The 24,068-nt window shown below is 69.7% G+C and carries 19 protein-coding genes and 1 pseudogene; 8 read left to right on the top strand and 12 right to left on the bottom strand.

Translation table 11 applies throughout. The annotated features are described in order from the left end of the window. Window positions 1–58: 58 nt before the first annotated feature. The 5 genes from tgmB to ACZ4RZ_RS20140 all read right to left on the bottom strand — a co-directional run bounded on the left by tgmB (window position 59) and on the right by ACZ4RZ_RS20140 (window position 6,082). Window positions 59–1,012 carry an ATP-grasp ribosomal peptide maturase gene (gene tgmB, locus ACZ4RZ_RS20160; RefSeq protein ID WP_467746272.1) on the bottom strand — a complete coding sequence of 318 codons (954 nt, stop codon included), beginning with the start codon at window positions 1,010–1,012 and terminating at the stop codon, window positions 59–61. A gap of 15 nt (window positions 1,013–1,027) precedes the next feature. Further along, the gene (tgmA, locus tag ACZ4RZ_RS20155; RefSeq protein ID WP_467746271.1) at window positions 1,028–1,219 is read right to left on the bottom strand and encodes a putative ATP-grasp-modified RiPP; all 192 of its coding nucleotides are present in this window, start codon (window positions 1,217–1,219) and stop codon (window positions 1,028–1,030) included. A gap of 195 nt (window positions 1,220–1,414) precedes the next feature. Continuing rightward, window positions 1,415–2,785, bottom strand: coding sequence for an MFS transporter (locus ACZ4RZ_RS20150; RefSeq protein WP_467746270.1), 1,371 nt, complete (start codon window positions 2,783–2,785; stop codon window positions 1,415–1,417). Then, on the bottom strand, window positions 2,782–3,891 hold the full coding sequence (locus ACZ4RZ_RS20145; RefSeq protein ID WP_467746268.1) for a PLP-dependent cysteine synthase family protein: 1,110 nt from the start codon (window positions 3,889–3,891) through the stop codon (window positions 2,782–2,784). Before ACZ4RZ_RS20145 ends, ACZ4RZ_RS20150 begins: the two co-directional genes overlap by 4 nt. Window positions 3,892–5,194: 1,303 nt before the next feature. Continuing rightward, window positions 5,195–6,082, bottom strand: coding sequence for an SDR family NAD(P)-dependent oxidoreductase (locus tag ACZ4RZ_RS20140; RefSeq protein ID WP_467746267.1), 888 nt, complete (start codon window positions 6,080–6,082; stop codon window positions 5,195–5,197). Between the two features lie 71 nt (window positions 6,083–6,153). Between ACZ4RZ_RS20140 and ACZ4RZ_RS20135 the strand changes: the two genes are divergently transcribed. Both ACZ4RZ_RS20135 and ACZ4RZ_RS20130 read left to right on the top strand, forming a co-directional pair. Next, window positions 6,154–7,077: a LysR family transcriptional regulator gene (locus ACZ4RZ_RS20135; RefSeq protein ID WP_467746265.1), complete on the top strand. Its 924-nt coding sequence runs from the start codon at window positions 6,154–6,156 to the stop codon at window positions 7,075–7,077. A 27-nt stretch (window positions 7,078–7,104) separates the two neighbouring features. Beyond that, on the top strand, window positions 7,105–7,515 hold the full coding sequence (locus ACZ4RZ_RS20130; RefSeq protein WP_467746264.1) for an AfsR/SARP family transcriptional regulator: 411 nt from the start codon (window positions 7,105–7,107) through the stop codon (window positions 7,513–7,515). Window positions 7,516–7,655: 140 nt separating this feature from the next. Here ACZ4RZ_RS20130 and ACZ4RZ_RS20125 read toward each other — a convergent pair whose 3' ends face one another. From ACZ4RZ_RS20125 to ACZ4RZ_RS20115, 3 genes are all read right to left on the bottom strand, one after another. After that, entirely contained in the window at window positions 7,656–10,085 is a 2,430-nt protein-coding gene (locus ACZ4RZ_RS20125; RefSeq protein WP_467746262.1) for a GH92 family glycosyl hydrolase, read from the bottom strand. A 373-nt stretch (window positions 10,086–10,458) separates the two neighbouring features. After that, complete coding sequence (locus ACZ4RZ_RS20120; protein WP_467746260.1) at window positions 10,459–11,613, bottom strand: FAD-dependent oxidoreductase; 1,155 nt, start codon at window positions 11,611–11,613, stop codon at window positions 10,459–10,461. A gap of 79 nt (window positions 11,614–11,692) precedes the next feature. Continuing rightward, window positions 11,693–12,442 carry a TetR/AcrR family transcriptional regulator gene (locus ACZ4RZ_RS20115; RefSeq protein WP_467746259.1) on the bottom strand — a complete coding sequence of 250 codons (750 nt, stop codon included), beginning with the start codon at window positions 12,440–12,442 and terminating at the stop codon, window positions 11,693–11,695. A gap of 151 nt (window positions 12,443–12,593) precedes the next feature. On the opposite strand from ACZ4RZ_RS20115, the gene ACZ4RZ_RS20110 reads away from it, so the two are divergent. Further along, window positions 12,594–13,271: a DUF2238 domain-containing protein gene (locus ACZ4RZ_RS20110; protein WP_467746257.1), complete on the top strand. Its 678-nt coding sequence runs from the start codon at window positions 12,594–12,596 to the stop codon at window positions 13,269–13,271. 61 nt (window positions 13,272–13,332) lie between these two features. Here the strand turns inward: ACZ4RZ_RS20110 and ACZ4RZ_RS20105 are convergent, their stop codons facing one another. Next, the gene (locus ACZ4RZ_RS20105) at window positions 13,333–14,316 is read right to left on the bottom strand and encodes an aldo/keto reductase (protein ID WP_467746255.1); all 984 of its coding nucleotides are present in this window, start codon (window positions 14,314–14,316) and stop codon (window positions 13,333–13,335) included. 368 nt (window positions 14,317–14,684) lie between these two features. Here ACZ4RZ_RS20105 and ACZ4RZ_RS20100 point away from each other — a divergent pair. The 4 genes and pseudogenes from ACZ4RZ_RS20100 to ACZ4RZ_RS20085 all read left to right on the top strand — a co-directional run. After that, window positions 14,685–15,287, top strand: a pseudogene (locus ACZ4RZ_RS20100) (cholesterol oxidase substrate-binding domain-containing protein); the annotation flags it as partial. 292 nt (window positions 15,288–15,579) lie between these two features. Next, complete coding sequence (locus ACZ4RZ_RS20095; RefSeq protein ID WP_467746253.1) at window positions 15,580–16,959, top strand: ricin-type beta-trefoil lectin domain protein; 1,380 nt, start codon at window positions 15,580–15,582, stop codon at window positions 16,957–16,959. A gap of 88 nt (window positions 16,960–17,047) precedes the next feature. Beyond that, window positions 17,048–19,210, top strand: a complete 2,163-nt coding sequence (locus ACZ4RZ_RS20090) for an RICIN domain-containing protein (protein ID WP_467746252.1) — start codon at window positions 17,048–17,050, stop codon at window positions 19,208–19,210. A gap of 26 nt (window positions 19,211–19,236) precedes the next feature. After that, window positions 19,237–20,529 (top strand): ThuA domain-containing protein, encoded by a 1,293-nt coding sequence (locus ACZ4RZ_RS20085; protein ID WP_467746250.1) that lies wholly within the window; start codon window positions 19,237–19,239, stop codon window positions 20,527–20,529. A gap of 60 nt (window positions 20,530–20,589) precedes the next feature. On the opposite strand, the gene ACZ4RZ_RS20080 is transcribed toward ACZ4RZ_RS20085, so the two are convergent. The 3 genes from ACZ4RZ_RS20080 to ACZ4RZ_RS20070 all read right to left on the bottom strand — a co-directional run bounded on the left by ACZ4RZ_RS20080 (window position 20,590) and on the right by ACZ4RZ_RS20070 (window position 22,828). Continuing rightward, window positions 20,590–21,738, bottom strand: a complete 1,149-nt coding sequence (locus ACZ4RZ_RS20080; RefSeq protein WP_467746248.1) for a glycoside hydrolase family 88 protein — start codon at window positions 21,736–21,738, stop codon at window positions 20,590–20,592. Window positions 21,739–21,905: 167 nt separating this feature from the next. Beyond that, window positions 21,906–22,436 carry a DUF1206 domain-containing protein gene (locus tag ACZ4RZ_RS20075; RefSeq protein ID WP_467746246.1) on the bottom strand — a complete coding sequence of 177 codons (531 nt, stop codon included), beginning with the start codon at window positions 22,434–22,436 and terminating at the stop codon, window positions 21,906–21,908. After that, on the bottom strand, window positions 22,433–22,828 hold the full coding sequence (locus ACZ4RZ_RS20070) for a hypothetical protein (RefSeq protein ID WP_467746245.1): 396 nt from the start codon (window positions 22,826–22,828) through the stop codon (window positions 22,433–22,435). The genes ACZ4RZ_RS20075 and ACZ4RZ_RS20070 overlap by 4 nt, the downstream gene beginning before the upstream one ends. Window positions 22,829–23,014: 186 nt before the next feature. Between ACZ4RZ_RS20070 and ACZ4RZ_RS20065 the strand changes: the two genes are divergently transcribed. Next, a complete protein-coding gene (locus ACZ4RZ_RS20065) occupies window positions 23,015–23,938 on the top strand; it encodes a MurR/RpiR family transcriptional regulator (protein ID WP_467746244.1) in 924 nt (307 codons plus the stop codon). The last annotated feature ends 130 nt before the right edge of the window (window positions 23,939–24,068 follow it).

Here is a 24,068-nt window from a genome sequence, read left to right as displayed (position 1 = left end):
CCATTCGCGCCAAACGGGTACGGCCGCCTGCTGGTCCCGAGTCCGTGGTGGAGGAGTGTCAGTGCCCCTCGGGGATACGCTGCGCGGGTCTTCGCTGCGACAGCCACTCGGCGACCGCGTCGGCGATGGGCTGTCCGGTCTCCAGCTCGATGAAGCCGAACTGGCCTCCCTGGTTGCCCTCCAGGAACCACCAGACGCCGTCCTCGTCCTCGGCGAAGTCGAAGGCGGCGTACGCGAGTCCGGTGAAGGCGAGGTACTCGTGGACCGAGCGGGCGATGCGGCCGGGCACGGCGGTGGCCTCCCATGCGTGTCCGGTGTCTCCGAACCGCCCGTCGACCTGTCCGGGCACGGCGGCCTTCCTGGCGGCGAACATACGGGTGCCGATGCTGGTCAGCCGGATGTCGGCGCGCTTGGGGATGTACTGCTGCAAGAGCGCGGGGCCGGCCGCGACGCCGGAGAAGTCCGCGTCGGGTCCGATGAGCGTGGTCGGCAGGGCCACCGGCGGCTCGCCGGGAGGGGGCCCCGAGGCCGACTTCACCACCACGTCCCGGTACTCCTCGACGAACTCCTGGGCCACGCGCGGAGCGGTCGTGATGATGGTGGGCGGCACCGCGAAGCCGCTGGTGTGGGCGACCCGCAGCTGCCAGGGCTTGTGCCGGGCCTGCTCGGCGCGGCGTGGATGGTTCATCCAGCGGGTCGAGGCGGAGTAGAGCATGCCGAACAGGGCCTGCCGGGTCTCGGCGGTGAGCCAGGGCGAGGGCTCGGCGGCGTGGGCGGCCGGCTCGCCCGGCCGGCGCACCCACACGGATCGCAGGCCACCCATGCTGAGCACATGGCCGTTGACCGACAGATAGCCGTCGAAGTCACCGTGGGCGTAGTCGGCGGACAGCACCGCTTTGCCCGGCAGGTCGGCGGGGTCGAGGCGCACCATGGGCACGCCCCGCTCGTGCAGTTGGGCCACCACCATGTCGGCGGTGACGTCCTGCTCGGCCGTGAGAATGAGGACCGTCATGCGCGCGGGCGGCCGTCAGTCGTCGAAGTGCGTCTGGGAGCCGGCCGTGGACGTCGTAGTACCGGTGGCCATCAGGAGCGCGCGGTCGCTGACGGCCGGCCGGCCGTCGGGCAGCACGTTCAACTGCAGTGCCACATCGAAGTGGTACGGGGTTACTGCGGCCGACTGCCCTGTGGGCGTGGCGTAGTTGAGGGTGAACGGTCGCATGAAAAATCCTCCCCGGTTTCACGATGCTCTACGTCCACCCGTACGTGTCATGGCCGTAAGGAATTCATCACTTTCCGCCACATCGGGGTGAAGGTCATCACATCGCGTCGTTTCAAGCTTGCCTGTAGCCGTATTGCTCGTGTGTCTGCTTTGTCCCGGCCAAAAGCTTCGGCCAATGCTTCATCCTCAGTGACCTCAACGCCGCACCATCCCGGGAGAGTTCCCGGTGACTTCGACTTGCTCTCCTCGCTGAAGCAGCGAGATTCCCTCCGCGTTGACGGACGCGGGCTCGGCGGCCATGGTTGCGAAACGGCCGGCCCGGTACAGGCCATGGAGTGACGCGGCACACGCCACGCCCAGGACGAGCAGCGCGAGCCACGGCAGTGCGGACATGCCGGCCGCCTGGGCAGCGTCGAGGGCCGCTCCGGTGAGCAGGTTGCCCAGTGTGATGCCGATGCCGCAGATGGTGTTGTAGAGCCCGTAGTGGGTGGCGACGAGGCGGTCACCGGAGAGGCGGACGATCGTGTCCATCTCGAAGGGGTACGCGATCATCGTGCCCAACGCGAGGAGCAGTGCCGCCAGTGTCGGCAGCAGGGCGGCGAGCAGCCGGCGCCCGACCTGTGAGTCGGGCGCGGGCACGACCGTGCCCGCGAGCAGCGGTGCGAAGGCGAGTCCCATGCTCAACAGCCCCCAGGCCAGAGCCTGACCGGGCGCCAGCCGTGCCTTGCACCACTCGGTCACCCGAGTCTGTCCGAAGATGGTGGCCAGTCCCGACGCGGCGAAGAGCAGCGCGACGGCCGCCGTCCCGAACTCCCCTTCGCCGCCCAGGCGTCGCGCCTCCAGCGGCAGCGCGAGATAGACCTGGAAGGACAGGACGTAGGAGCCGATCATGGCCGTGGCGAAGAGGAGGAACGCGCGGTTGCTCACGACGGCTCGCCACTGCACCAGCACGCTCTCACGGCCTCCGGCCTCGGCGTCCAGGGCAGGGTCCGCTGTGCGGGCGGGGAGGGCGCGCATCTGCACGGTGCTCAGCAACGCGAAGACCGCTGCCGAGACCAGGCAGGTGAACCGGAAGTCGAAGCCGGTCAGCACCATCCCGACCAGCGGGCCGAGCAGAATGCCCGCCTGGTAGAAGACGTTGAAGAGGGCGAAGGCCTCGACGCGGCGCTCACCCGCGTCGGCGGCGAGGTAGGCGCGTACAGCCGGATTGAACAGAGCCCCCGCGAAGCCGGTGGCCGCCGAGGCGGCAAGCAGCGCCGGGACCGAGTCGACCAGCCCGAGCGCGGCGAAGCCGACCGTACGCAGCAGGCATCCGGCGACGATCAGGGGTTTGTAGCCGAACCGGTCGGCGAGCGTACCGCCGACGAGGAACATGCCTTGCTGGCTGAAGTTCCGTACGCCCAGGACGAGTCCGACCAGCCAGCCGGCCAGACCGAGAGTGCCGGACAGGTGCTGGGCGAGATACGGCATCAGCATGTAGAAGCCGAGGTTGATGGTGAACTGGTTCGCCAGGAGCAGTTGGACGCTCCGGTCGTACGAGCGGACCTGCGCGAGCGTCGTCTTCACTTCCCGCCGCCTTTCGCGCCGACCGTCTCCGCCGTCGGGGAGAGCGGGTCGAGGACCGCGGTGCAGCGCGTCCAGCGGGTGGCTTCCTTCTCGTCCGGGTGGCCCACGACCTCGGGTTCGGGCGCCGGAGACACGTTCAACAGCCTGTGCTCGGCGCAGAATCGGTCGTCGTAGATGGTCTCCAGATAGCGCTGGGGCCCGTCCGGGAAGACCGCCACGACGCGGGTGTTCCGAGGCGTCGTACGGACGAGCCAGCCGGCCACCAGCGCGACCGCGCCGACGCTCCAGCCGCCGGTGGCGTAGTGCGAGGCGGCCAGCCGCCTGCACGCCCAGACCGATTCGGCCGGGGCCACCCAATGCACCTCGGTGAAGTCCCCGTACGCGACATTGCGCGGATAGATGCTCGATCCGAGTCCTCGCATGAGTCGGGGCCGGTCGGGCTGACCGAAGATGGTCGAGCCGATGGTGTCGACGCCCACCAGGCGCATCCCCGGGCAGAGCCTGCGCAGCGCGCGCGAGATGCCCGCGGAGTGGCCTCCCGTACCGACACTGCAGACGAGTACGTCGATGTGGCCCAGCTGCGAGGCGAGTTCGAGGGCCAGCGGGGTGTACGCGGCGACGTTGTCGGGGTTGTTGTACTGATCCGGGGACCACGCTCCCCGATGCTCCGTCAGCAGCTCGGCGACCCGGTCACGGCGAGCCTGCTGCCAGCCGCCCGTGGGGTGCGGCCGCGACACCACGTCGACGGTGGCGCCGTAGGCGACGAGGAGCCTGGTCATCGAGGGTTCGAGGCCCGGGTCCGTGACGAGCGTGACGGGGTGCCCGTACACCATTCCGGCCAGGGCGAGGCCGAGGCCCAGTGTGCCGCTGGTCGACTCGATGATCGGGCGGCCCGGCCGCAACTCGCCGCGGGCACGGGCCCGTTCGACCATGTGCAGTGCGGGGCGGTCCTTGATGCCACCGGGGTTGAAGCCCTCCAGTTTCGCCCAGAAGCCGCTGTCGGACGCGGTGAAGGGCTGGGACACGTGCAGGACGGGGGTGTTGCCGACAAGGCCAGGGAGGCTGGAGCCGGCGCGGGTGAAGTCACTCGTGGTCAGGGAGTGCATGTAAGTCGCTCTCGATCGGTGGGGACGGACAGCGTGCAGGGCGGTGGTGAACGAGTCGTCGACCATCCGCGCGCCGTGCCGGCGAGCGCGATGCGCACGAGGGCAGACGCCATGAACCGGCCGCCCCAGGCAGCGCCGGACACGGCCTTGAGCCGAGTCGGTGCATCCGAGGGAACGTCGACCGATTCGAGAAGCGCTGACCTAGATACGAAGAACCGCGGAGTCCGCAGCGTGCGCTATCGGGGCCACGGCGTCCCGCGCCGAGACGAGACGGGCCCGCACCGGGCGGAGCATCTCGTTGTCGTGGCTCGCCGAGTGCAGCGGAGACAGGCAGGGCACCCCTGCATCGGGGCTCTGGGGAGGCTGCCCGAGCGCGCAGTCCTCGCCGGCGTGCTGGTGTCCGTGGCCGTCTCGGTGCCCCGTCGACTGCTGACCCTCCGACGGTGCGGACATTGCACTCGCAATGCCCTTGCTCTCAGTGGCCGCCTCAAAATGAACGCCGGATACCGACACGCCTTCGCCCACAGAAAGGTGACTCACCGTGGCCTCGGGGCTGACGGCGTGCGCGTACAGCAGCCCGAAAAGCAGCAGGCCCAGTCCCAGGACACGCCACGGAGCCGCTGATGAGCGACTCCGTGGCATGCCGTAGAACGACCAGGCGGTGATCACGCGGTGATCCTAACTCCGCGCCGGAAGCCCTGGCATTTCGAACGACGAAAGCACCGCGTGAACAAGTCACCTGCCGACAGCGCCGCCACCCGATCGGCCCAACCGCGCGCAGCGGCCGCGCACTTCGCCTCACGCAAACGGTTGGACCGGCCGTTACGCACGTGGACCCCGGCGACGTGGTCGGCGGACCCCCGAGCGCGGCTTTGATGTCCGTGTACACCAGCTTCTGCAACCCGTAGCGGTCCCGCGTTCCCGACTCATACGCGACCCGGGAGACATGGTCGGCGGCCCGGTTGCAGGCGCGCAGGGTCGCCTCCAGCGCTGCCGCCTGCTCCGGCGACGGCAACAGCTTCACCTGCACGACCAGGTTCATGGCCCCCAACCTAGGCAGCTACGTCGCACACGCGGACGGGCTTCGCACAGACACACTCAGGGGCACGACCCCATCGCACATGCGTGCGCATTTCTCGGCTCCGCCGGGCAGCGATGCGGGCACTCCGTGCCCGACCACGAAGCGGTGACACTCCGCGTCACCGGCTCGGGATGCGATTCCTCCCCGGCGTGAACGCCGGGGCATCCTCGCAAGAATCAGGTGAACTCCTTGCTGTGCCGAAGGGTGTGCGGGGATCTGCGTTCAGGGCGTGAGCAACTGGTCCTGCTCCGTCGGGGGTGTGCCGCCGTGCCAGGGCAGGGCCTTACCGAAGCGGACCAACTCGCCGTAGAGGACGGCATCGACGTGCTCGGCGAACACCAGGTCAAGGACGGCGCGGGCGGCCCGGGAGGGTGGCTGGGCCTGGCTGTAGTCGCTGAACCACGGCCGGGACGTGGCCGTGTCGACCATGCCGGGGCACACGGAGGCGACCAGCGTGTTGGTCGCGAGGTCGCGCTCGCGGCGTTCGGCTGCGACCGCGCGCACGGCGGCGACCTGGGCGACCTTCGAGGGCACATTCAGCCAGCGCGGCCAGCCCGCCTCTTCCGCGGTCTCGTTGTGGATGGCGCCGCGCCAGGACTCGACGGCGTACTCGACCTGGTCGAGGCTCGCGCCGTCGAAGAGGTGGTGCAGCTTCGGGTCGAGATGGCCGAGCGTGCCCAGGCTGCTGGCCACGACGATCAGGCGGCCGCCGGGGCGCAGGACGGGGCCGAACGCGCGCAGGATCGCATGGGTGGCGGTATTGGAGACGTCGATGAACTCGTCGGCCCGCTCGGATTGCGATTCCTCGGGCAGCAGCCGGGCGACGGCGTTGGAGATCACCACGTCGACCCCGCCGTGCCGTGCCCGGAGTTCGTCGGCGAGTCGGGCGATGGCGTCGGTGTCGGTCACGTCCAGGACCCGGCCCTGTACTTGGCTGCGGGTGCCCGGCGCCTGTGCCACCTCGCGGGCGGCGTCCGCGACCCGCTGCTGGCTGCGGCCGGTGAGCAGTACCAGGTCGTCCGGGCCCATGCGGGCCGCCAGCCCTTCGGCGAGGGCGCGGCCGAGCCCCTGGTTGGCGCCCGTCACGAGGGCGATACGAGAAGCGTTCATGCATGCCACGCTAGAAACCACGGTGCCATGAGTCCAACGACATTGAGGCACGGCTAGTATGCGCAATCGTCATGGACTTCACCGATGTGTCACTGACCGCGCTGCGCGTCTTCCGCGCGGTGGCCGAGCAGGGAACCTTCACGGCGGCCGCGACATCGCTGGGCTATACCCAGTCGGCGGTGTCCCGGCAGATCGCCTCGATCGAGCGGGCGGCGGCTGCGGAACTGCTGGAGCGCCGGCGCGACGGCGTGCGGCTGACCGCGGCCGGCCGCGTCGTACTGCGCCGCGCGAAGGTCGTGCTCGACGAGATCGACGCCACCGCGCGCGAGCTGTCCGGCCTGCCCGGGCAGGCCGGAACCGTCCGCCTGGGCTGGTTCCCCAGCGCCGGAGCCGTCCTGCTGCCCAGAGCCCTGGCCACGCTGCGCCGCACGGACCCCGCCATCCAGGTCGTCAGCCGGGAAGGGAGTACCCCGGCGCTGGTACGCGCACTGCGGGCCGGCAGTCTGGACCTGGCCCTGCTGGCGTCGGCACCTCCGTTCCGCCCACCGGACACCGAATCGCCCCCGTTGGCACTGCGGACGCTCACCGAACGCGCGCTGTGCCTTGCGGTGCCCTCGGCCCACCCTCTCGCCCGCGGCGACTTCATCGACGTGGCCGACCTGCGTGGGCAGCGCTGGATCGCCGGTTCCCCCTCCGGAGAAGACGGGCTGATGGGGGTGTGGCCGGGCCTGGACGAGCGGCCCGAGATCGCCCACACCGCCCGTGACTGGCTGGCCAAGCTCCAGCTCGTGGCCGCCGGCTGCGGATTGACCACCGTGCCTGCCGCGCTCGCTCCCGCCGCCCCACCGGGCGTACGCATCCTGCCGGTCCGCGGCGGGCCCCAGGAGCAGCGGCGCCTGCTTCTGGCCCGCCTCCCCCACGCACCCACCGAACCGGTCACCCGGGTGGCAGCCGCCCTGCGTGCCGCGGCCCTCGACGCCGACACAGGGGCCTGACCCCGGTTGGAGGAGGTCCGGCCTGCCGTGGTCGAGGACTGGCTGAGCGCGCGGCCGGCGTGCGGGGAGCATGCCGAGGTGATCGGCGAACTACGCGCGCTGGTCGTGGAACAGCCGCTGAGAGAACGGCTGTGGGCGCTGCTCATGTTCGCGCTGCACCGGACCGGGCGCCGGGCCGACGCCCTCGGCGCCTGCGACCAGGCACGGGCACGGCTCGTCGACGAGCTGGGCCTGGACCCGGGACGGGAACTGTCGGCACTGCACCAGCGGATCCTCAGCGGCGACCCGGCTCTCACCGCCGGACCGTTCGGAGTGGCCGGGTGGGAGTCGGTCGCGGGATCGACGTCGTTGGTGGGGGGATCGACGCCGCTGCTGACGCAGTCCCGGGACGGACGCAACACCGCGCCGCCAGCAGGAGTTGGCGGCTCGGGCCCGTGAAGTTTCGATCAATTCGAGCACGTTGCCTTCGGGATCGGTGACGTGCACGTACGTTGCGGCTCTTCGCGCGGCGGCTCCTCGGTGGTGAGCGGCGTCGGCGGCCTCGCGAGAACCCACCGTTCTCGCGAGGCCGCCGGGCGTCACCGCGGCAGTTGGGCCGGGTCGGTGCCCCACTGGGTGTTGGGCTGTTCGGCGAGCTCGAAGGTGAGGGTGCCGCCCTTCGTGGTCAGGTCGCCGTCCGTCCAGGAGCGTTGCGTGGCACGGCCGTTGACTCGTACGGCGTCGATGTACGGATGAGTGGCATCCGCGTCGGGCGCGTTGAGCGTGATGCCGGTCCCGCCCGGACGGTCGACGACCGCCCTCGGGAAGAGCGGGGCACCCAGCAGCATGGAGGCACTGCCAGGGGTTTGGGGATACAGGCCCAGCGCGGAAAAGACGTACCAGGCGGACATGGTGCCGAGGTCGTCGTTGCCCGGCAGGCCCGAAGGCCCGGTGCCGTACACGGTGTTGAGGATCTGACGCACCGTCGCCTGGGTCTTCCAGGGCTGACCGAGAGCGTTGTAGAGCCAGGGCGCGTGGATGCCGGGTTCGTTGGTCGGGTCATAGCGGAGCGGGTCACCGCCGCGGACCGACCAGGACCCGTCCGTCGTGTGGAAGAAGCCGTCGAGGCGGGCGGCGGCCTTCTCCCGACCGCCCATCGCGGCGGCCAGGCCCTGCACGTCCTGGGGAACCATCCAGGTGTACGTGGCGCTGGTGCCCTGCGCGAAACCGCGGTCGCTTCCCGGGCTGAAGGGGGTCACCCAGGAGCCGTCGAGGTTGCGGGCCTGGATGTAGCCGGCGCCCGCCGTGGCGTCGGGGTTGAAGACGTTGCGCCAATAGGCGGCGCGCTCGGAGAAGACAGCGGCTTCCCGGTCCCGGCCGAGCAGCTTCGCCCACTTCGCCAGCGCGGAGTCGGCGACGGCGTCCTCGAGGGTCTCGGCGGCGCCGCCCCAGCAGTGGCAGACGTCCTGGGCGGCGTAGTGCGAGCTCAAGTACTGGGCCAGATTGGGGCGTTGGCCCACGCACTGGCCGGGACAGCCCGCGTCCGAGAGTTCGTCGGGGTGGGGGACGGTGGCCTGGTGCACGAGCGAGTCGAAGGCCCCCTCGTAGTCGAAGTTGCGGACTCCCATGGCGTAGAACGTGGCCAGTGTCGCGGCCGAGGGGTCGCCCGTCATCACATGGGTGGCGCCGCTGATGTGCACCCAGCGGTCCCAGACCCCGCCGTTCTGACGTGCGAAGTTGTAGAGGGACTGGGCGAAGTCGCCCGCGATCCTCGGCTTCAGCAGGGCGAGGAGCTGTATCTGGGCGCGGTACTGGTCCCAGCCCGAGAAGTTGCTGTACTGCGCCCGCTGCCCGCGGGCCAGACGGTGCACCGCGCCGTCCATGCCGTAGTAGCGGCCGTCCCTGTCGCTGATCAGGTTGGGCTGCATGAGGGAGTGGTAGAGCGCCGTGTAGAAGGTGGTGCGCTGGGCGGCGCCGCCGCCGTCTACGCGGACGGTGCCCAGTTCGCGGTCCCAGGCACGCGCACCGGCGTCGGCCACCTCCGCGACACTCGCGTGCGGTGCGATCTCCCCGCGCAGGTTCGCCTCGGCCCCGTCGAGACTGACGTACGAGATGCCGATGCGCATGTGGACATCGTTGTCAGAGCTCGTGTCGAAGCCGACGTATCCGCCGGAGCCCCGGCCCGCGCGGTCCGCACCGGTCGCGTAGCCCTCCCCACCGGAGGCGGAGGTCGAGCCCGCGGAGAGCGTGCCGTCCTTCCAGGTGCCCACGGAGGAGAAGGCACGGTCGAAGGATGCGCTGAAGTACAGCTTGTAGTAGCTCTTGCGGTTGTTCGTCCCACCGTTGGCGCGGCGCCCGCAGAAGGCGCCGGTGAGCACCCAGCCGGTCACCTTGCGGTGCGCTGTGTCGATGTCGACGTGCGCGTCCTCGCTGCCGTTGAGGGAGTTGGAGACGCGGAAGAGCAGGTTGGCTGGTCGGTCGCTCGGGAAGCTGAAATCGGCGACGCCCGCCCGCTTGCTCACCGCCAGGTCCGCGGCGGCGCCGGACCTGAGGCCGAGCGTGTAGCGCCCGGGTACGGCCTTCTCCTCGGCATGCGTGAAGTCGGCGGCGTAGACCGCGTCCTTGGTGTCCGCCGAGGGTGAGGACGTCATGTCGCCGACGTACGGCATGATCGGTACGTCGCCGGCGGCGCCCGGGTTGCAGCCGGCGCCGTTGACGTGGGTGAGGCTCAGACCACGGATGCGGGTCGTGTCGTACTGGTAGCCGTTGGCGGCGCCCGTGCTGGTCTGGTCACCTGTAGTGCTGGTCGGGGACCAGGCGATCATCCCGTAGGGGAGGGTGGCGCCGGGGTAGGTGTTGCCGCCGTTCGCCGATCCGATGAGGGGGTCCACGAGGGAGGCCGGCCGGACCACGGCGCGGGGAGCCGAGCCGGCCGGGAACGGGACGCTCACGGCGAGCGCCGTGGTCACGACCACGACGGCGGATCTGCTGCCGAACCGTCTTGCTGTGCGCAGCCATTGGGGGCGCATGGAGGTGTCACCTTCCGACGGACGAGGGTAATCGGACGAGTCGGGCCGGGCTGTGCCGGCGACTGCCTCGGACCCCGGCCCGGGCGCGAGGATAGAAGGCGGTCAGGAGGGCGGGAAGTGTCGTACGCGTCCGGAGGGTGACGGGGTGGTGAAGCGTGCGGGTCGCTCAAGTCGCCTTTACCGACCGCGCGTTGGGGTGTTGCCTGCGCGCGGCGCACGGAATGCGGAGCACGATCGCCGATGCGCGGATTCGCCGATCGCGGAAAGCGGCGCACCGAACGCGGAACGCCCCGGGGGGGGGCGGCGCACTGCGGGGCCTCCGCCGCCCCGCAGCGGCCGAAGGCGGGCGCCCGTACGTGGCCGCTCGCCGGGGTCAGTCGGTCTCGTCGCGGTAGGCGGCCATCTGGTCGACCAGGCTCTGCGGGGCGTCCGGACTGAAGCAGATGTCGAGATTGGCCGCGGACCCGATGGCCGCCTCCTCGGCGCGCGGGAAGAGCGCCTCCTCGTAGGCGGTCAGGGCCTTTTCGATGTCGTCGGGGTGGGTGGCGATCGCGGTCGCGAGTTCGGCGCCGTCGAGCATGGCGAGGTTGGCGCCCTCGCCCGCGAACGGGGACATCAGGTGGGCGGCGTCGCCGAGCAGGGTGACGCCGGGGGTGCGGTCCCACCGGTGGTCGACGGGCAGCGCGTGGATCGGACGGGGGACGAGCGCGCCGTCCGCGTCGGCGATGAGGGACCGCAGCCGCTCGTCCCAGCCGTCGAAGTACTCCAGGAGGCTCGTCTTGGCCGCTTCGGCGGCGGAGAAGTCGATGGCACCGGAGGTGGACCAGTCGGCCGGCGTCCTCAGGGCGACGTAGACGTGCAGCGAGCCGTCGGGATTGCGGTGGCCGAGGAAGCCCTTCTCGTCGGCCAGCGCGAACAGCATGCCCCCGCCGACTACGGCGGCGCTGTCCGGGTGCCGGGTGTCGGCGTCGAGGAGGCGCACGACGACGAAGGAGATACCCGAGTAGAGAGGGGTGGCGTCCGAGACCAGGGGCCGCACCTTCGACCAGGCGCCGTCGGCCCCGATCAGCAGATCGGCGGTGAACGTCTCCCCGCCGGCGAGCGTCACCTCGTGGCGACCGTCGTCGAGTGTCCGTGTGCCGGTGACCTTGGCGCCCCAGCGGACCGTGCCCTCGGGCAGCGAGCCGAGCAGGATGCCGCGAAGGGCGCCCCTGGTGACCTCGGGGCGCTCACCGGCCTCGCCGTCGTCCTCCATCCGGACGGTGGCGTCCTTGCCGAGGATGCGCATGGCCTCGCCGCCGGCGTGGACGATCGCGCGGAACTCCTCGTAGAGTCCGGCGGCCCGCAGTGCGGCCTGACCGGAGTCCTCGTGCATGTCCAGCATCCCGCCCTGCGTGCGGGCGGTCGGTGAGGCGTCGAGGTCGAAGACGGCGGCGGCGATGCCGTTCAGGTGCAGTACGCGTGCGAGCGTGAGGCCGCCGAGACCGGCGCCGATCACGGCTATGGGGTGGTGGTGAGAGGTCGACATGGCAGGTTCTCCAGGTGAGTTGATATCGGTCGACGGTCGAGGACCGTGGGCACTGATGCCGGTCGGGTGTGCATGACCATCACGGCGTGTCGCGTGTGTCGGGCGTCTCCGGCCTGTCCGGTCTGGGCGTGTGCAGGACGCCGTTGATCAGGACGTGGAGACCCCAGCCCAGGCGCGCCCCGCCGGGGCCGGAGAGCAGCTCGGTGCCGAGCGCGGCGATGTGTGGGTGCCGGTCCTCGCAAGCGCCGCGCAGTGCCGCCGCGAGCGCCGCCCATTCGCCCTCCGCGTCCGCGGGGTCCTGCTCCCCCGCGGCGTGCTCGGCCGCCTCCCACGCGGCGTGCTCGGCCGCGGTCGCGGTGCCGAACTGCAGCAGCAGGTCGATCGCCCATGCCGCCCGCTCGTCGGGTATGCCGCCCTCGCTCAGCAGGGACAGCAACGCTTCGACCAGGTCCAGGTAGCGCTCTTCGCAGGGGCGCGCCACCAGCGCCGAGCGGGCGAGGCCCGGGTGCTCGAACAGGACGTCCGTGTAGGAGGTGAGCACCCGCACGAGACGGTCACGCCAGTCGCCACTCGCCCGGGCCGGACTCAGGTCCACGGCACCGAGCCGTTCGTCGAGCACCGCCGCGTGCAGCTCGGCGGTGTTGCGCACGTAGACGTAGAGCGAGGCCGGACCGGTGTCGAGCTGCTGCGCCAAGCGACGCATGGTGACGCGTTGGAGGCCTTCGGCCCGCATGAGCGCCACCGCTGTCTCGACGATGCCGTCCCTGGTCAGGGCCGGTTTCGCCGGGCGTTCGCGACGGCTGGGGCGAGGAATGGAAGGTACTGTCACTCCTCAAAGATAACGAACATGTTCGTCACGAACAAGTACGGCGCGAGCGTGTTCGTCGCATCCCGTACAGGGGCCTGAGTGAGTAGCCGTACTCATGTCCTGGCTCCCGCGCTCCAGCACGATGGGGCCACCTGGACCAAGGAGCCCACTCATGCCCGAGCCCGTCCTCGCCTCGCTCACCCATCAGTCGGTGCCCGAGGGGCGCATACCGCGGCGGACGTTGCCGACCGTGCTCGTCGTAGTCGTCGTCGCGGGCATGGCACTCTCCGCCTGGCACCCGCACGACCCGACGACGTGGCTGCTGGAGACCGTCTGGGTGCTGGTCGGGCTGCCGTTGGTCGTCCTGACCCGGCGGCGGTTCCCGCTCACGAATCTGCTGTGCTGTCTGCTCGCGGCGCACGCACTGGTGCTCGCCGTGGGCGGCCACTACACGTACGCGCAGGTGCCGTTGGGCGACTGGGTGCGGGACGGGCTCGGACTCGACCGCAATCCCTACGACAGGTTCGGGCATCTCATGCAGGGCTTCGTGCCCGCCGTCCTGGTGCGGGAACTGCTCAGCCGCACCTCACCGCTGCGCGGCAGTCGCTGGCTGGCGCCGCTGACCGTGTGCGCCTGTCTCGCGTTCAGCGCGGTCTTCGAGATGTTCGAGTGGGCGGCCGCGGTGATCGGAGGAAACGCGGCCGATGACTTCCTGGCCACCCAGGGCGATGTGTGGGACACCCAGTGGGACATGTTCTGCGCGCTGGTCGGGGCCACCGTGTCGGTGCTGCTGCTGAGCCGCCTGCACGACCGGCAGCTCAACGCTCTCACGGCCTCGGGCAGGCGGTAGCGACAGACCGGGCGGCCACGCCATCGGCGCGACCGCCCGTACCCACGTACGTCGCCGGCTCCTACCAGCGGCTCTCCACCTGCTCCTTGATCCGCCGCTCGTACAGATCCTCGATCGCGTCCAGCGTCTTCTGCGACAGCTCCGGCAGCTTCGCGGCCGCCGCGTTGGCGCGGGCCTGCTCGGGTGAGCGGGCGCCCGGGATCACCGAGGTCACACCGGGCTGCTGAATGATCCAGCGCAACGCCAGCTGGGCCGGGGTGTACCCCTCCGGGGCGAGTGCGGAGAACTCGGCCGCCGCCTCCACACCCGTGGCGAAGTCGACGCCGGAGAAGGTCTCGCCCTGGTCGAAGGACTCACCGTGGCGGTTGTACGTGCGGTGGTCGTTCGCCGCGAAGACCGTGTCCTTGGTGTACTTGCCGGAGAGCAGGCCGGAGGCCAGCGGTACGCGGGCGATGATGCCGACGCCCGCCTCCTGGGCCGCCGGGAGCACCTGCCGCAGGGGCTTCATGCGGAAGGCGTTGAGGATGATCTGGACGCTCGCCACGTTCGGGCGGGCGATCGCCGTCAGTGCCTCGTCGCACGTTTCGACGCTGACCCCGTACGCGGCGATCCGCTCTTCCTCGACCAGGGTGTCGAGGGCGTCGTACACCTCGCCGGAGGAGTAGACGGGCGTCGGCGGGCAGTGCAGCTGCACCAGGTCGAGGCGGTCGACGCCGAGATTGCGCCGGGAGCGGTCGTTCCAGGCGCGGAAGTTGTCGAGGACGTAGTTCTCCGGGATCTGCTCGACGCGGCGGCCCATCTTGGTCGCGACCAGCACATGCAGGTCCGGCCTGCCGCTCAGGAAGGCGGCGATGGTCTCCTCGCTCCGCCCGTCGCCGTACACGTCGGCCGTGTCGAAGAAGGTCACCCCCGACTCGGCCGCCGTCTCCAGCACGGCCAGGGCGTCCCGATCACTCACATCACCCCAGTCGGCACCCAACTGCCAGGTACCGAGACCGATCACCGAAGCATGCTGACCCGACCTGCCGAATGCGCGCTCGTCCATGCCGTCAGTCTGACACTTCGCCGCCCCCGCGCAGGACTCCACCCACCCCGTTGCGACTATGCGTCCGCAAAGAACCTCCTGTGGGGGTTTGTCACTCGTGCGAGTGAAGCGCTTCGACGACTGGTTGATTCGTGTCAACTGCCACCTGGCGTGCAGCGCATGACCGACCGTTCAAGAAGTGAAGGGCGACCTGCCTGGTCGCGCCGGGGGTTTCTGCTGAGTGGTGCCGCGCTCGTCGCCGGGCCGCCGCTCGCGGTTCGAGGGAGTGCCTCGGCGGCCGATCTGCCCGGGTTCCCCGCAGGCGCCGACGTCTACCGTTCGGCCTACCGCACCGGCCGACGGCGAGAGCCGGCTGCCGGGGCACACTAATCCGGGGGCCGTCCAAGAACACACTGCTCTACATCAGGCCCACCACTGGACGTGACCGCCAACGGCTACGCCGTGCTCACCTCACGGGCCGAAGTGCAGCGTGTCGTCTCGGAGTTCACCACCTTCCACCGAAAGCGGCTGGCCGCCTACGCCGCGCGCGAGTGCTACCCCGTCAACGGTCAGGTCGAGATCCGCGTGACCGGCCTCGACGACCCGTCCGACATCGAGTCGTCCGGCGCCCGTGCCCCACGGCTGTCCGCGCTGCGGCCGCGAGCCGACCACCCCGAATGGGACACGGCCGTCTGGCTGGACGTTCTCACGCTGCCGGGCACTCCCGACGCGCAGGCGTTCTACCGGGAGTTGGAGCGCTTCCTGCTCAAGACATTCGACGGCGGGTACGCCCTCACGCGCGTCGAGTGGCCCAAGGGCTGGGCCTATACGGACCAGGCGGCCTGGCCGATCCGGAGGTCCTCGGCGGCGCCGTGCCCGCCTCGTTCGACGGCGGCGAAGGAGCGGACTGGGACGCGACGGCCGCCGTACTGAACCGGCTCGACCCGCACCGAGTCTTCGACAACGCCCTTCTGAAGCAGCTGCTCCCCTGATTCCGGGCGGCGTCCGCAGGGGGCGCCAAGGCGGCCTTCCCGTCCACCGCATCACCGAGCCGGGGTTCTGCACCGACAGAGCCTCGGCTCTTCGGCGTCGCTACTGGGCCTCCGCGCGTTCAACTCCTTGTGAAGTCAGGCCAATTCACGGACTAGTTTGCTTCATCTCTTGACGACTTTGGTGCAGACCTTTAGGTTCCCGATCACCACGGCTCCATGAATGCACTCGTTGTTCATGAACGTGAACACTCCCCCACCATCAGCCTCCAGTGAAAGGCTGTGATCCCCTCTGATGTCCAGACAATCCCTCGCGCGCACCACCGCGTTGCGCGGCACGCTCACCACCGCCGTGCTGGCTCTCTCCGCCAGTGCCCTGAGCGTCGCGCCCGCCTCCGCCGCCACCGGCACGATCACCGGTCTCGCGGGCAAGTGCCTCGACGTGGCGGGCGCGAACTCCGCGAACGGCACGGCCGTACAGCTCTACGACTGCAATGGAACCGCCGCCCAGCAGTGGACCGTCGGCTCGGACGGGACGATACGGGCCCTCGGCAAGTGCCTTGACGTCACCGGCAATTCGACCGCGAACGGGGCCCGGCTCCAGCTGTGGGACTGCACGGGCGGCGCGAACCAGAAGTGGACGGTCTCCTCGGCGCGCGACATCGTCAATCCGCAGGCCGACAAGTGCGCCGACGTCACGGGCAACACCTCGGCGAACGGCACCCCGATACAGATCTGGAGCTGCACCGGCGGCGCGAACCAGAAGTGGACCGCGCCCGCCGCCGACGGGGGCACGACGCCGTCCGCGCCGATGGCCGTCGCCCCGTACATCTACAACGGATGGGGCAGCCCGCCGAACCCCGCCACCGTCATGAACGCCACCGGCGTCAAGTGGTTCACGCTGGCCTTCGTGCTCAGCAACGGCTACTGCAACCCGCAGTGGGACGGCAGCCGCGCGCTGACCGGTGGCGTCGACCAGCAGACCGTCAACACCGTGCGGGCGAACGGCGGTGACGTCATCCCCTCGTTCGGCGGCTACAGCGGCAACAAGCTGGAGAGTTCCTGCTCCAGCGCCGGGGAGCTGGCGGCCGCGTACCAGAAGGTCATCAACGCCTACGGGCTCAAGGCGATCGACATCGACATCGAGGCCGACGCGTACAGCAACACGACGGTCCAGCAGCGCACGGTGGACGCGCTCAAGACCATCAAGGCGAACAACCCGGGCATCAAGGTGTACGTCACCATCGGCACTGGGCAGTCCGGCCCCGACACGGGCCTCATCAACCGGGCCGCGGCGTCCGGGCTCACCGTGGACAGCTGGACGATCATGCCGTTCGACTTCGGCGGCGCCGGCCAGAACATGGGGACGCTCACCCAGCGGGCCGCGGAAGGCCTGAAGACGGCCCTCAAGAACGCGTACGGCTACAGCGACGACCAGGCCTACCGGGACATGGGCATCTCCTCCATGAACGGGATCACCGACCAGAACGAGACGGTCACCGTCGCCGACTTCCAGACCATCCTCGGCTATGCGCAGCAGCACCACCTGGCACGGCTGACCTTCTGGTCCGTCAACCGTGACCGGCCGTGCACGAGCGGCGTCGCCGACAGCTGCTCCGGAGTGAGTCAGCAGGACTGGGACTACACGCGCGTCTTCGCGAAGTACACCGGCTGACCTTCCCCACCCCCACCAGCGCAGGAGAGCCCCCGTGTCCAGATTCACAAGACAGTCCGGCCGTCACCGGATACCGAAAGTGCTGACCGTGTTCGCTCTGCTGGCGACAACGGTGTCGGCCGTGGCGATCGCCTCGCAGGACAAGGCGGCCGCGCAGGCGGCCGCGCTGCCCACCGATTGGGCCACTGTCGTCAACGCGGGCAGCGGCAAGTGTGTCGACGCGCGCGCTGCCGCCACGGCGAACGGCACCGCGGTCCAGCAGTACGCGTGCAACAGCAGCCAGGCCCAGCAGTGGCGGTTCGCGGCCACGTCCGGCGGATACTCCCAGGTCGGCAATCACGCCGACGCCACCAAGGTGTGGGACGTCACCGATGTCTCCACGGCGAACAACGCCCTGGTGCAGTTGTGGGCGTACGGCGGCGGCAACAACCAGCAGTGGCAGGCCGTGGCCGAGTCCAGTGGCGCGTACCACTTCGTGAACCGCAACAGCGGCAAGTGCCTCGACGTGCCGAGCGCGTCCACCTCGGACAGCGTGCAGCTCCAGCAGTACACCTGCAACGGCACGGCGGCCCAGTCCTTCTACGTCAATCCGGTCGACGCGACGCCGCCGCCCGGGACTCCGGACCTCGGACCGAACGTCACCGTCTTCGACCCGTCCACCCCGGCCGCCACGATCCAGAGCAGCCTCGATTCGGCCTTCTCCCAGCAGGAGACCAACCAGTTCGGCACTGCCCGAAAGGCCTTCCTCTTCAAGCCGGGTACGTACGACGCCAACGCCAACGTCGGCTTCTACACACAGGTCGCGGGCCTCGGCCTGTCCCCGGACGACGTCAACATCCGCGGCTCCGTGCACGCAGAGGCCGACTGGTTCCAGGGCAACGCCACCCAGAACTTCTGGCGGTCGGCCGAGAACCTGTCGGTGACGCCGGCCACCGGTTCCGACCGCTGGGCGGTGTCGCAGGCCGCGCCCTACCGGCGGATGCACCTGAAGGGCAACCTCGCGCTGGACGACGGCGGTTGGTCCAGTGGCGGCTACATGGCCGACACGAAGGTCGACGGGCAGGTCAACTCCGGTTCGCAGCAGCAGTGGCTGTCGCGGAACACCGAATGGGGCAGCTGGACCGGCTCCAACTGGAACATGGTCTTCGTCGGCTCCAAGAACGCTCCCGCGAACAGCTTCCCGAGCCCGCCGTACACCACGGTCGACCAGGCGCCGGTCACGCGTGAGAAGCCCTTCCTGTACGTCGACTCGGCGGGTGCCTGGAAGGTGTTCGTGCCCTCCGTGCGCACCAACACCAGCGGCACCACGTGGAGTTCCGCCACCCCCGCGGGCACGTCGCTGCCCATCGCCGACTTCTTCATCGTCAAGCCGGGCGCCACGGCCGCGCAGATGAACGACGCGCTCGCCCAGGGCAAGAACCTGCTGGTGACCCCGGGGGTCTACCACCTCGACCAGACGCTGAAGGTGACCAGGGCCGACACCGTCGTCCTGGGCCTGGGTCTCGCCACGCTCATCCCCGACAACGGAATCACCGCGATGTCCGTCGCCGACGTGAACGGCGTCCAGCTCGCCGGTCTGCTGATCGACGCCGGCACCACCAACTCCTCGCAGCTCATGGAGATGGGGCCGAGCGGCTCCGCCGCCGACCACAGCGCCGACCCCAGCTCGCTGCACGATGTGTTCTTCCGCGTCGGCGGCGCCGGCGTCGGCAAGGCCACGACGAGCCTGACGATCAACAGCGACGACGTCATCGGCGACCATCTGTGGCTGTGGCGCGCCGACCACGGCAGTGGCGTCGGCTGGACCAGCAACACCGCCGACACCGGACTCGTGGTGAACGGCGACGACGTCACGATGTACGGCCTGTTCGTCGAGCACTACCAGAAGTACCAGACCATCTGGAACGGCAACGGCGGCCGCACGTTCTTCTACCAGAACGAGATGCCGTACGACCCGCCCAACCAGTCGTCCTGGATGAACGGTTCGACGCAGGGCTACGCCGCGTACAAGGTCGCGAACTCCGTGACGAGTCATCAGGTGTACGGGTTCGGCAGCTACTGCTACTTCAACGTCAACTCCAGTGTCGCCGCCGAGCACGCCATCGAGGCGCCCAACAACGCGAACGTGAAGTTCAAGGACATGGTGACGGTCTCGCTGGGCGGCACCGGCACGATCCGGCACGTCATCAACGACAGGGGCGGCCCGTCCAACACCTCCACCAACGTCGCCAACCTCGTGAGCTACCCGTGACCCGCACAGAGAGGATCGGTCAACCGATGCACACGATCAGATCCCGTCCGGCGCGCGCGGCCCTGCGGGTTCTCCTCCTGCTGGCGACGCTGCTGGGCCTCGCGGCACCGCCCGCCGCCCAGGCGAGTACGGCGGCGACACCGTTCAAGGTGCTGGCGCTCTACAACGGCACGTGGGACGCGGCGCACATCGACTTCGTCAAGGAGGCGAACGACTGGTTCCCCAAGCAGGCCGCGGCGAACGGCTTCACCTACACGGCCAGCAACAACTGGGACCTGCTCGGCAACGGCGGCGTCAACGCGTATCAAGTCGTGCTGTTCCTCGACGACTTGCCGCAGACGTCGGCCCAGCGGACAGGCTTCGAGACATACATGCGCAACGGGGGTGCCTGGATGGGCTTCCATGTCTCGGCCTTCACGACCAACGCGGCAGCCTGGCCTTGGTACCACAACCAGTTCCTCGGCAGCGGCAACTTCCAGACGAACACCTGGGGTCCGACGACGTCGGTGCTGAAGGTCGAGGACCGTACGCACCCGTCCACCAAGAACCTGGCGGCCACCTTCACCTCGTCGGTCAGCGAGTGGTACAGCTGGTCCAACGACCTGCGGCAGAACCCGGACATCAAGATCCTGGCCTCCGTCGACCCCAGCAGTTTCCCGCTGGGCACCGATCCCAACCAGAGCTGGTACAGCGGCTACTACCCGATTCTGTGGACCAACACGAAGTACAAGATGCTGTACGCGAACTTCGGTCACAACGCGATGGACTACTCGACCAACACGCGTCTGTCGTCGACGTTCGCGAGTGAGACACAGAACCGGTTCGTGCTGGACGGGCTGAAGTGGCTGGGCGGGGCAGACACCACCACCCCGCCGGCGGACTCGATCTCCGAGACCGCCTGGTACTCGCTGACGAATGCCGGCAACGGCACCTGTGTGGACGCCCGTTCGGCCGCCACGGTGAACGGGACGCCGATCCAGCAGTACGCCTGCAACGGCACTCAGGCACAGCAGTTCCAGTTCCGCACGACCGACAGCGGCTACCGCCGAGTCGGTATCCGCGGCAACCCGCAGCAGGTCATCGACGTGACGGACGTCTCGACGGCCGACAACGCGCCGCTTCAGCTGTGGAGTTACGGGGGCGGGCAGAACCAGCAGTGGCTCCCGGTCAAGGAGAGCACCGGGCGCTACCACTTCACGGCCCGGCACAGCGGCAAGTGTCTGACCGCGGCGAGCGCCTCGACGAACAGCGTGCAGCTCACCCAGCGCACGTGCGACGACTCCGCGGCACAGAGCTTCACGCTCACCGCACAGCCCTGACCGATCGGCGCGAGGGTGCCCCCGCCGCATTCCAGCGACGGGGGTACCGGTCTGTCGTCGTCAGTGGCGTGCCAGGCGGGCGAGTTCGGTGCCGGCAAGCAGGAAGGCACCGACGCCGAAGTTCGCGGTGCTGTCGTAGGTGACGGGCTGGCTGGACTCGGGACGGTCGCCGACGTTCTGGACGTAGCCCAGGAAGCCGTCGGGGTGCACGGCGGTGGTGACGAGGCCGTTCCAGGCCCGGGCCGCCACCGGGAGGTAGGTGGGCCCGTCGACCAGGCCTCCGCAGATCGCGTACGACGTGCCGTAGAGGAAGAAGGACGTGCCGCTGGTCTCGGGGCCCGGCAGGTGCGCGGCGTCGGCGAGATTGACGTTCCAGAAGCCGTCGCCGCGCTGTACGCCGGCCACGGCCCTCACCAGGCGGGTCAGGGTGTCGCGGTATTCGGCGGTGTGCCGTTCCCCTGGGGGCAGGGCCTTGAGAGTCTTGACGTGTCCGCCGGTCACCCATCCGTTGCCGCGCGACCATACGACCGGCTTTCCGGCGGGAGATGCGATCCCTCCGGGCAGGAAACGCTTGTCGCGGTACCACAGGCCCGTGGCGGGGTCGTACAGGCCGGGGCCGCCCTCGACGCGCTTGGTGTGGTGGTAGAGGGCGTACAGCTTCTCCCAGTACTGAGGGTCCTTGCGCAAGGCGCCCATGCGGGCGAAGGGCGGCATGGCCATGTGGAGGGCGTCGTCCCACCACCAGTCGTCGTTCTTGTCGGGCTGGTCCTCGTAGACCATGCGGTGCAGGGACGTTTCGATCGCGGTGAGTTTCCGCTCCTCGGGTTCTCTCTCGTAGAGATCGAGGTAGGCCTGCCCCGCATTGTGGTTGTCGGCGTGGCGGGTGGTCACACCGCCGTTGAGGCCGTACGCGTGCTTCTCGGCCCAGCCGCGGGCGTAGGCGAGGTAGCGGGCGCTGCCCGTCAGGCGTTGCAGGGCGAGCAGCCCGCTGAAGAAGGTGGCGTTGGCCCAGCCGTTGTCACCCGGGTCCGTGTGGGCGCCGATCCACTGGTCGGCCACGCGGCGCAGGACAGCGGTGATCTCGGCCCTCGGCGGCAGCCCGGGCGAGGCGGCGCGCGGGGCGGCGTGTGCGGTGCCCGTCGAAGCGGGCAGGAGGGATGCGGAGGCCGTGAGCGCTGCCGCGCCGGAGAGCAGGCGTCGTCTATGCATGTGAACAACTCCTACGGATGGGGACTCCCATCCTCAACTCCCGCCTCACACGCTGTCCATGGCGCGTCGACAACTTGTCGCGAACGAGCGGGAGTTCAGGTCGGCGGACCTCGTTCATGCTGGAGATTCGTGGGTCCCGGGCTTTCATGTACCGGGATCCCGCACTCTCACACCCTCCGCCACCGCGCCGTCGCGCAGGAGAACGCCCGGAACAGGAAGAGCCCCGCGGCTCCCGCCGTGCACACGATCCACTGCCCTGCCGGCCACTCCAGCGCCAGGGCCGTCACATCCCGGGACTGCCGGTCGCTGGAGCCCGTGCCGCCCGCGCCCGTGGCGCAGGACAGCGACTCCTGTCGGCAGTGCGCTGTGTCATCCACGCGTTCGTCGGCCTCCGCGCAGTACTGCCGTCGCGCGCGGCCCCCGAAGGGCCGCCACAGCGCCATACCGACGAGTCCGGCGCCCCGGGCCCACAGCAGGACGGCCGCGAAGGGCTTCGTGGAGATCTCTTCGAGCGCGCCGTTCCGGTCCGCCTGGCGTCCGCCGCCGCCGAAGGCGATCCGCAGCGCCAGTGCGCCCACCAGGAGGTAGATCCCGCCTCGTGCGACCAGTCTCGCCCTGGCCGCGCCCTCCCGTACCGATCCCGTCGCCGCCCGACGGGCCCGGAGACGACAGCTCCGGGTCACCGCGTCGGCGTTCACACGGCGGAGTGGTGCACCGGGACCGCTTCCAGCCGCAGCTGGACCTGAACCTCCTGGTCTCCTGCGTCTGCACCCAGCTCGGACACGGTGAAGGCCTCACGCAGGGTCTCCCGCACGCGCTGCACCGCGTGGGGGGTGCCCTGCACTTCCGCCGTCACCGGTCCCGACAGCCGGCCTGTTGGTACGGCCGCGTCCTCGGGCGCGTCCTGCGTGTCGAAAGTGCCGGTCCACACCGTCGGGTGGTGGCCCTCGGCCTCTCGGATCTCATCCTCGGCACACCGGTCCGAGGCGAAGCGACTGCACAGTACGGCGAACAGGTGCCCGGCGTCGGCCGCCGAGCAGTCGCTGAGCACCACCTGGACCTGCGATCCGGGCAGCGGATGCGCGCTCATGGAAATCCTCTCCCCTCTCGCACGGGGATCTCGCCTTCGATCAGGCGAGTCCTTGCGTTCTCGCGGGTACCCCGCAGGCGCGAGTGAAACGGCCGCGCGCGCAGGCCACATGTGGTGAGACACCCCCAGGTCAACACGGTCAGTGAGCTATGTTGAGTGCTTGTGGGACATGAAGGAGGCGCACCGGTGCCATCGTCGCAGCAGGCACGCGCACAGGCATCCGCGATCACCTCGGGCAAGAAGGCCCCGGAGGCGAGCGTGGCTCCCACGTCCCAGCTCAGGGAACTGTTCGACGGACCGAGGCTCTCCCCGGGACAGCGGCGCATCGCGCAGTACCTGATCGAGCACATCACCGAGGCGGCGTTCCTGTCGATCACGGATCTCGCCGAGCGCGTGGGCGTCAGCCAGCCCTCGGTCACCCGTTTCGCGGCGGCGGTCGGCTTCAGCGGTTACCCCGCGCTACGGGAGAAGCTCCAGTCGATCGCGCTCAGCATCCTCGGCAGCACGCCGGGCACGCCCGCGGAGACCACGAGCAACGAGCTGCAGGCAGCGGTGGACGCCGAGATCGAGAACCTGGAGAACCTGCGGAGGGACTTCGCCGATCCGGACGAGGTGATCCGTGTCGGCCGGGCGCTGTCGAAGTCGACGCCGCTGACGGTGCTGGGACTGCGGATCTCCGTGTCGCTGGCCGAGTACTTCGCCTACGCCGCGCGGCGCATCCACCCGGACGTACGGCTGGTGACCCGGGGCGGCAGCGTCGCCTACGACTCGCTCCTCCAGTCGCGTGAGGCGGGCGGCACCTGGGTGCTGGCCTTCGGGATGCCGCGGCACGCCCAGGAGACGCTCACGGCCCTGCGGGTCGCGCGCAACGCCGGGCTCCGGGTGGCCCTGATCACCGACCTGGGGCTCGGACCGCTGGCGGACGAGGCGGACGTCACCTTCACCATCGGCACCGGGTCGCGCCTCGTCTTCGACTCCTACGCCGCGCCCGTCGTGATGTCGGCCGCGCTGCTGCAGGCCATGACCGACGCCGACCCGGAGCGGACACAGGCCCGCCTGGAGGAGTACGAGCAGGTCGCCGAGCAGCACCAGTTCTTCCTCAAGGACTGAGACCTTCCTCGTCGAGCTCCCGATCGACCTCCGTCACGCTCTCGATCGACCCGCTCTTTCGATCGACCTTCGTCGCGCTCTCGATCACCCCTTGCAGAAACCCCTTTCCCGTACCGCCTGTCACCACGGC

The organism is Streptomyces sp. NPDC027189 (assembly GCF_055566975.1).
This window is presented reverse-complemented; position numbering and strand designations above follow the sequence as displayed.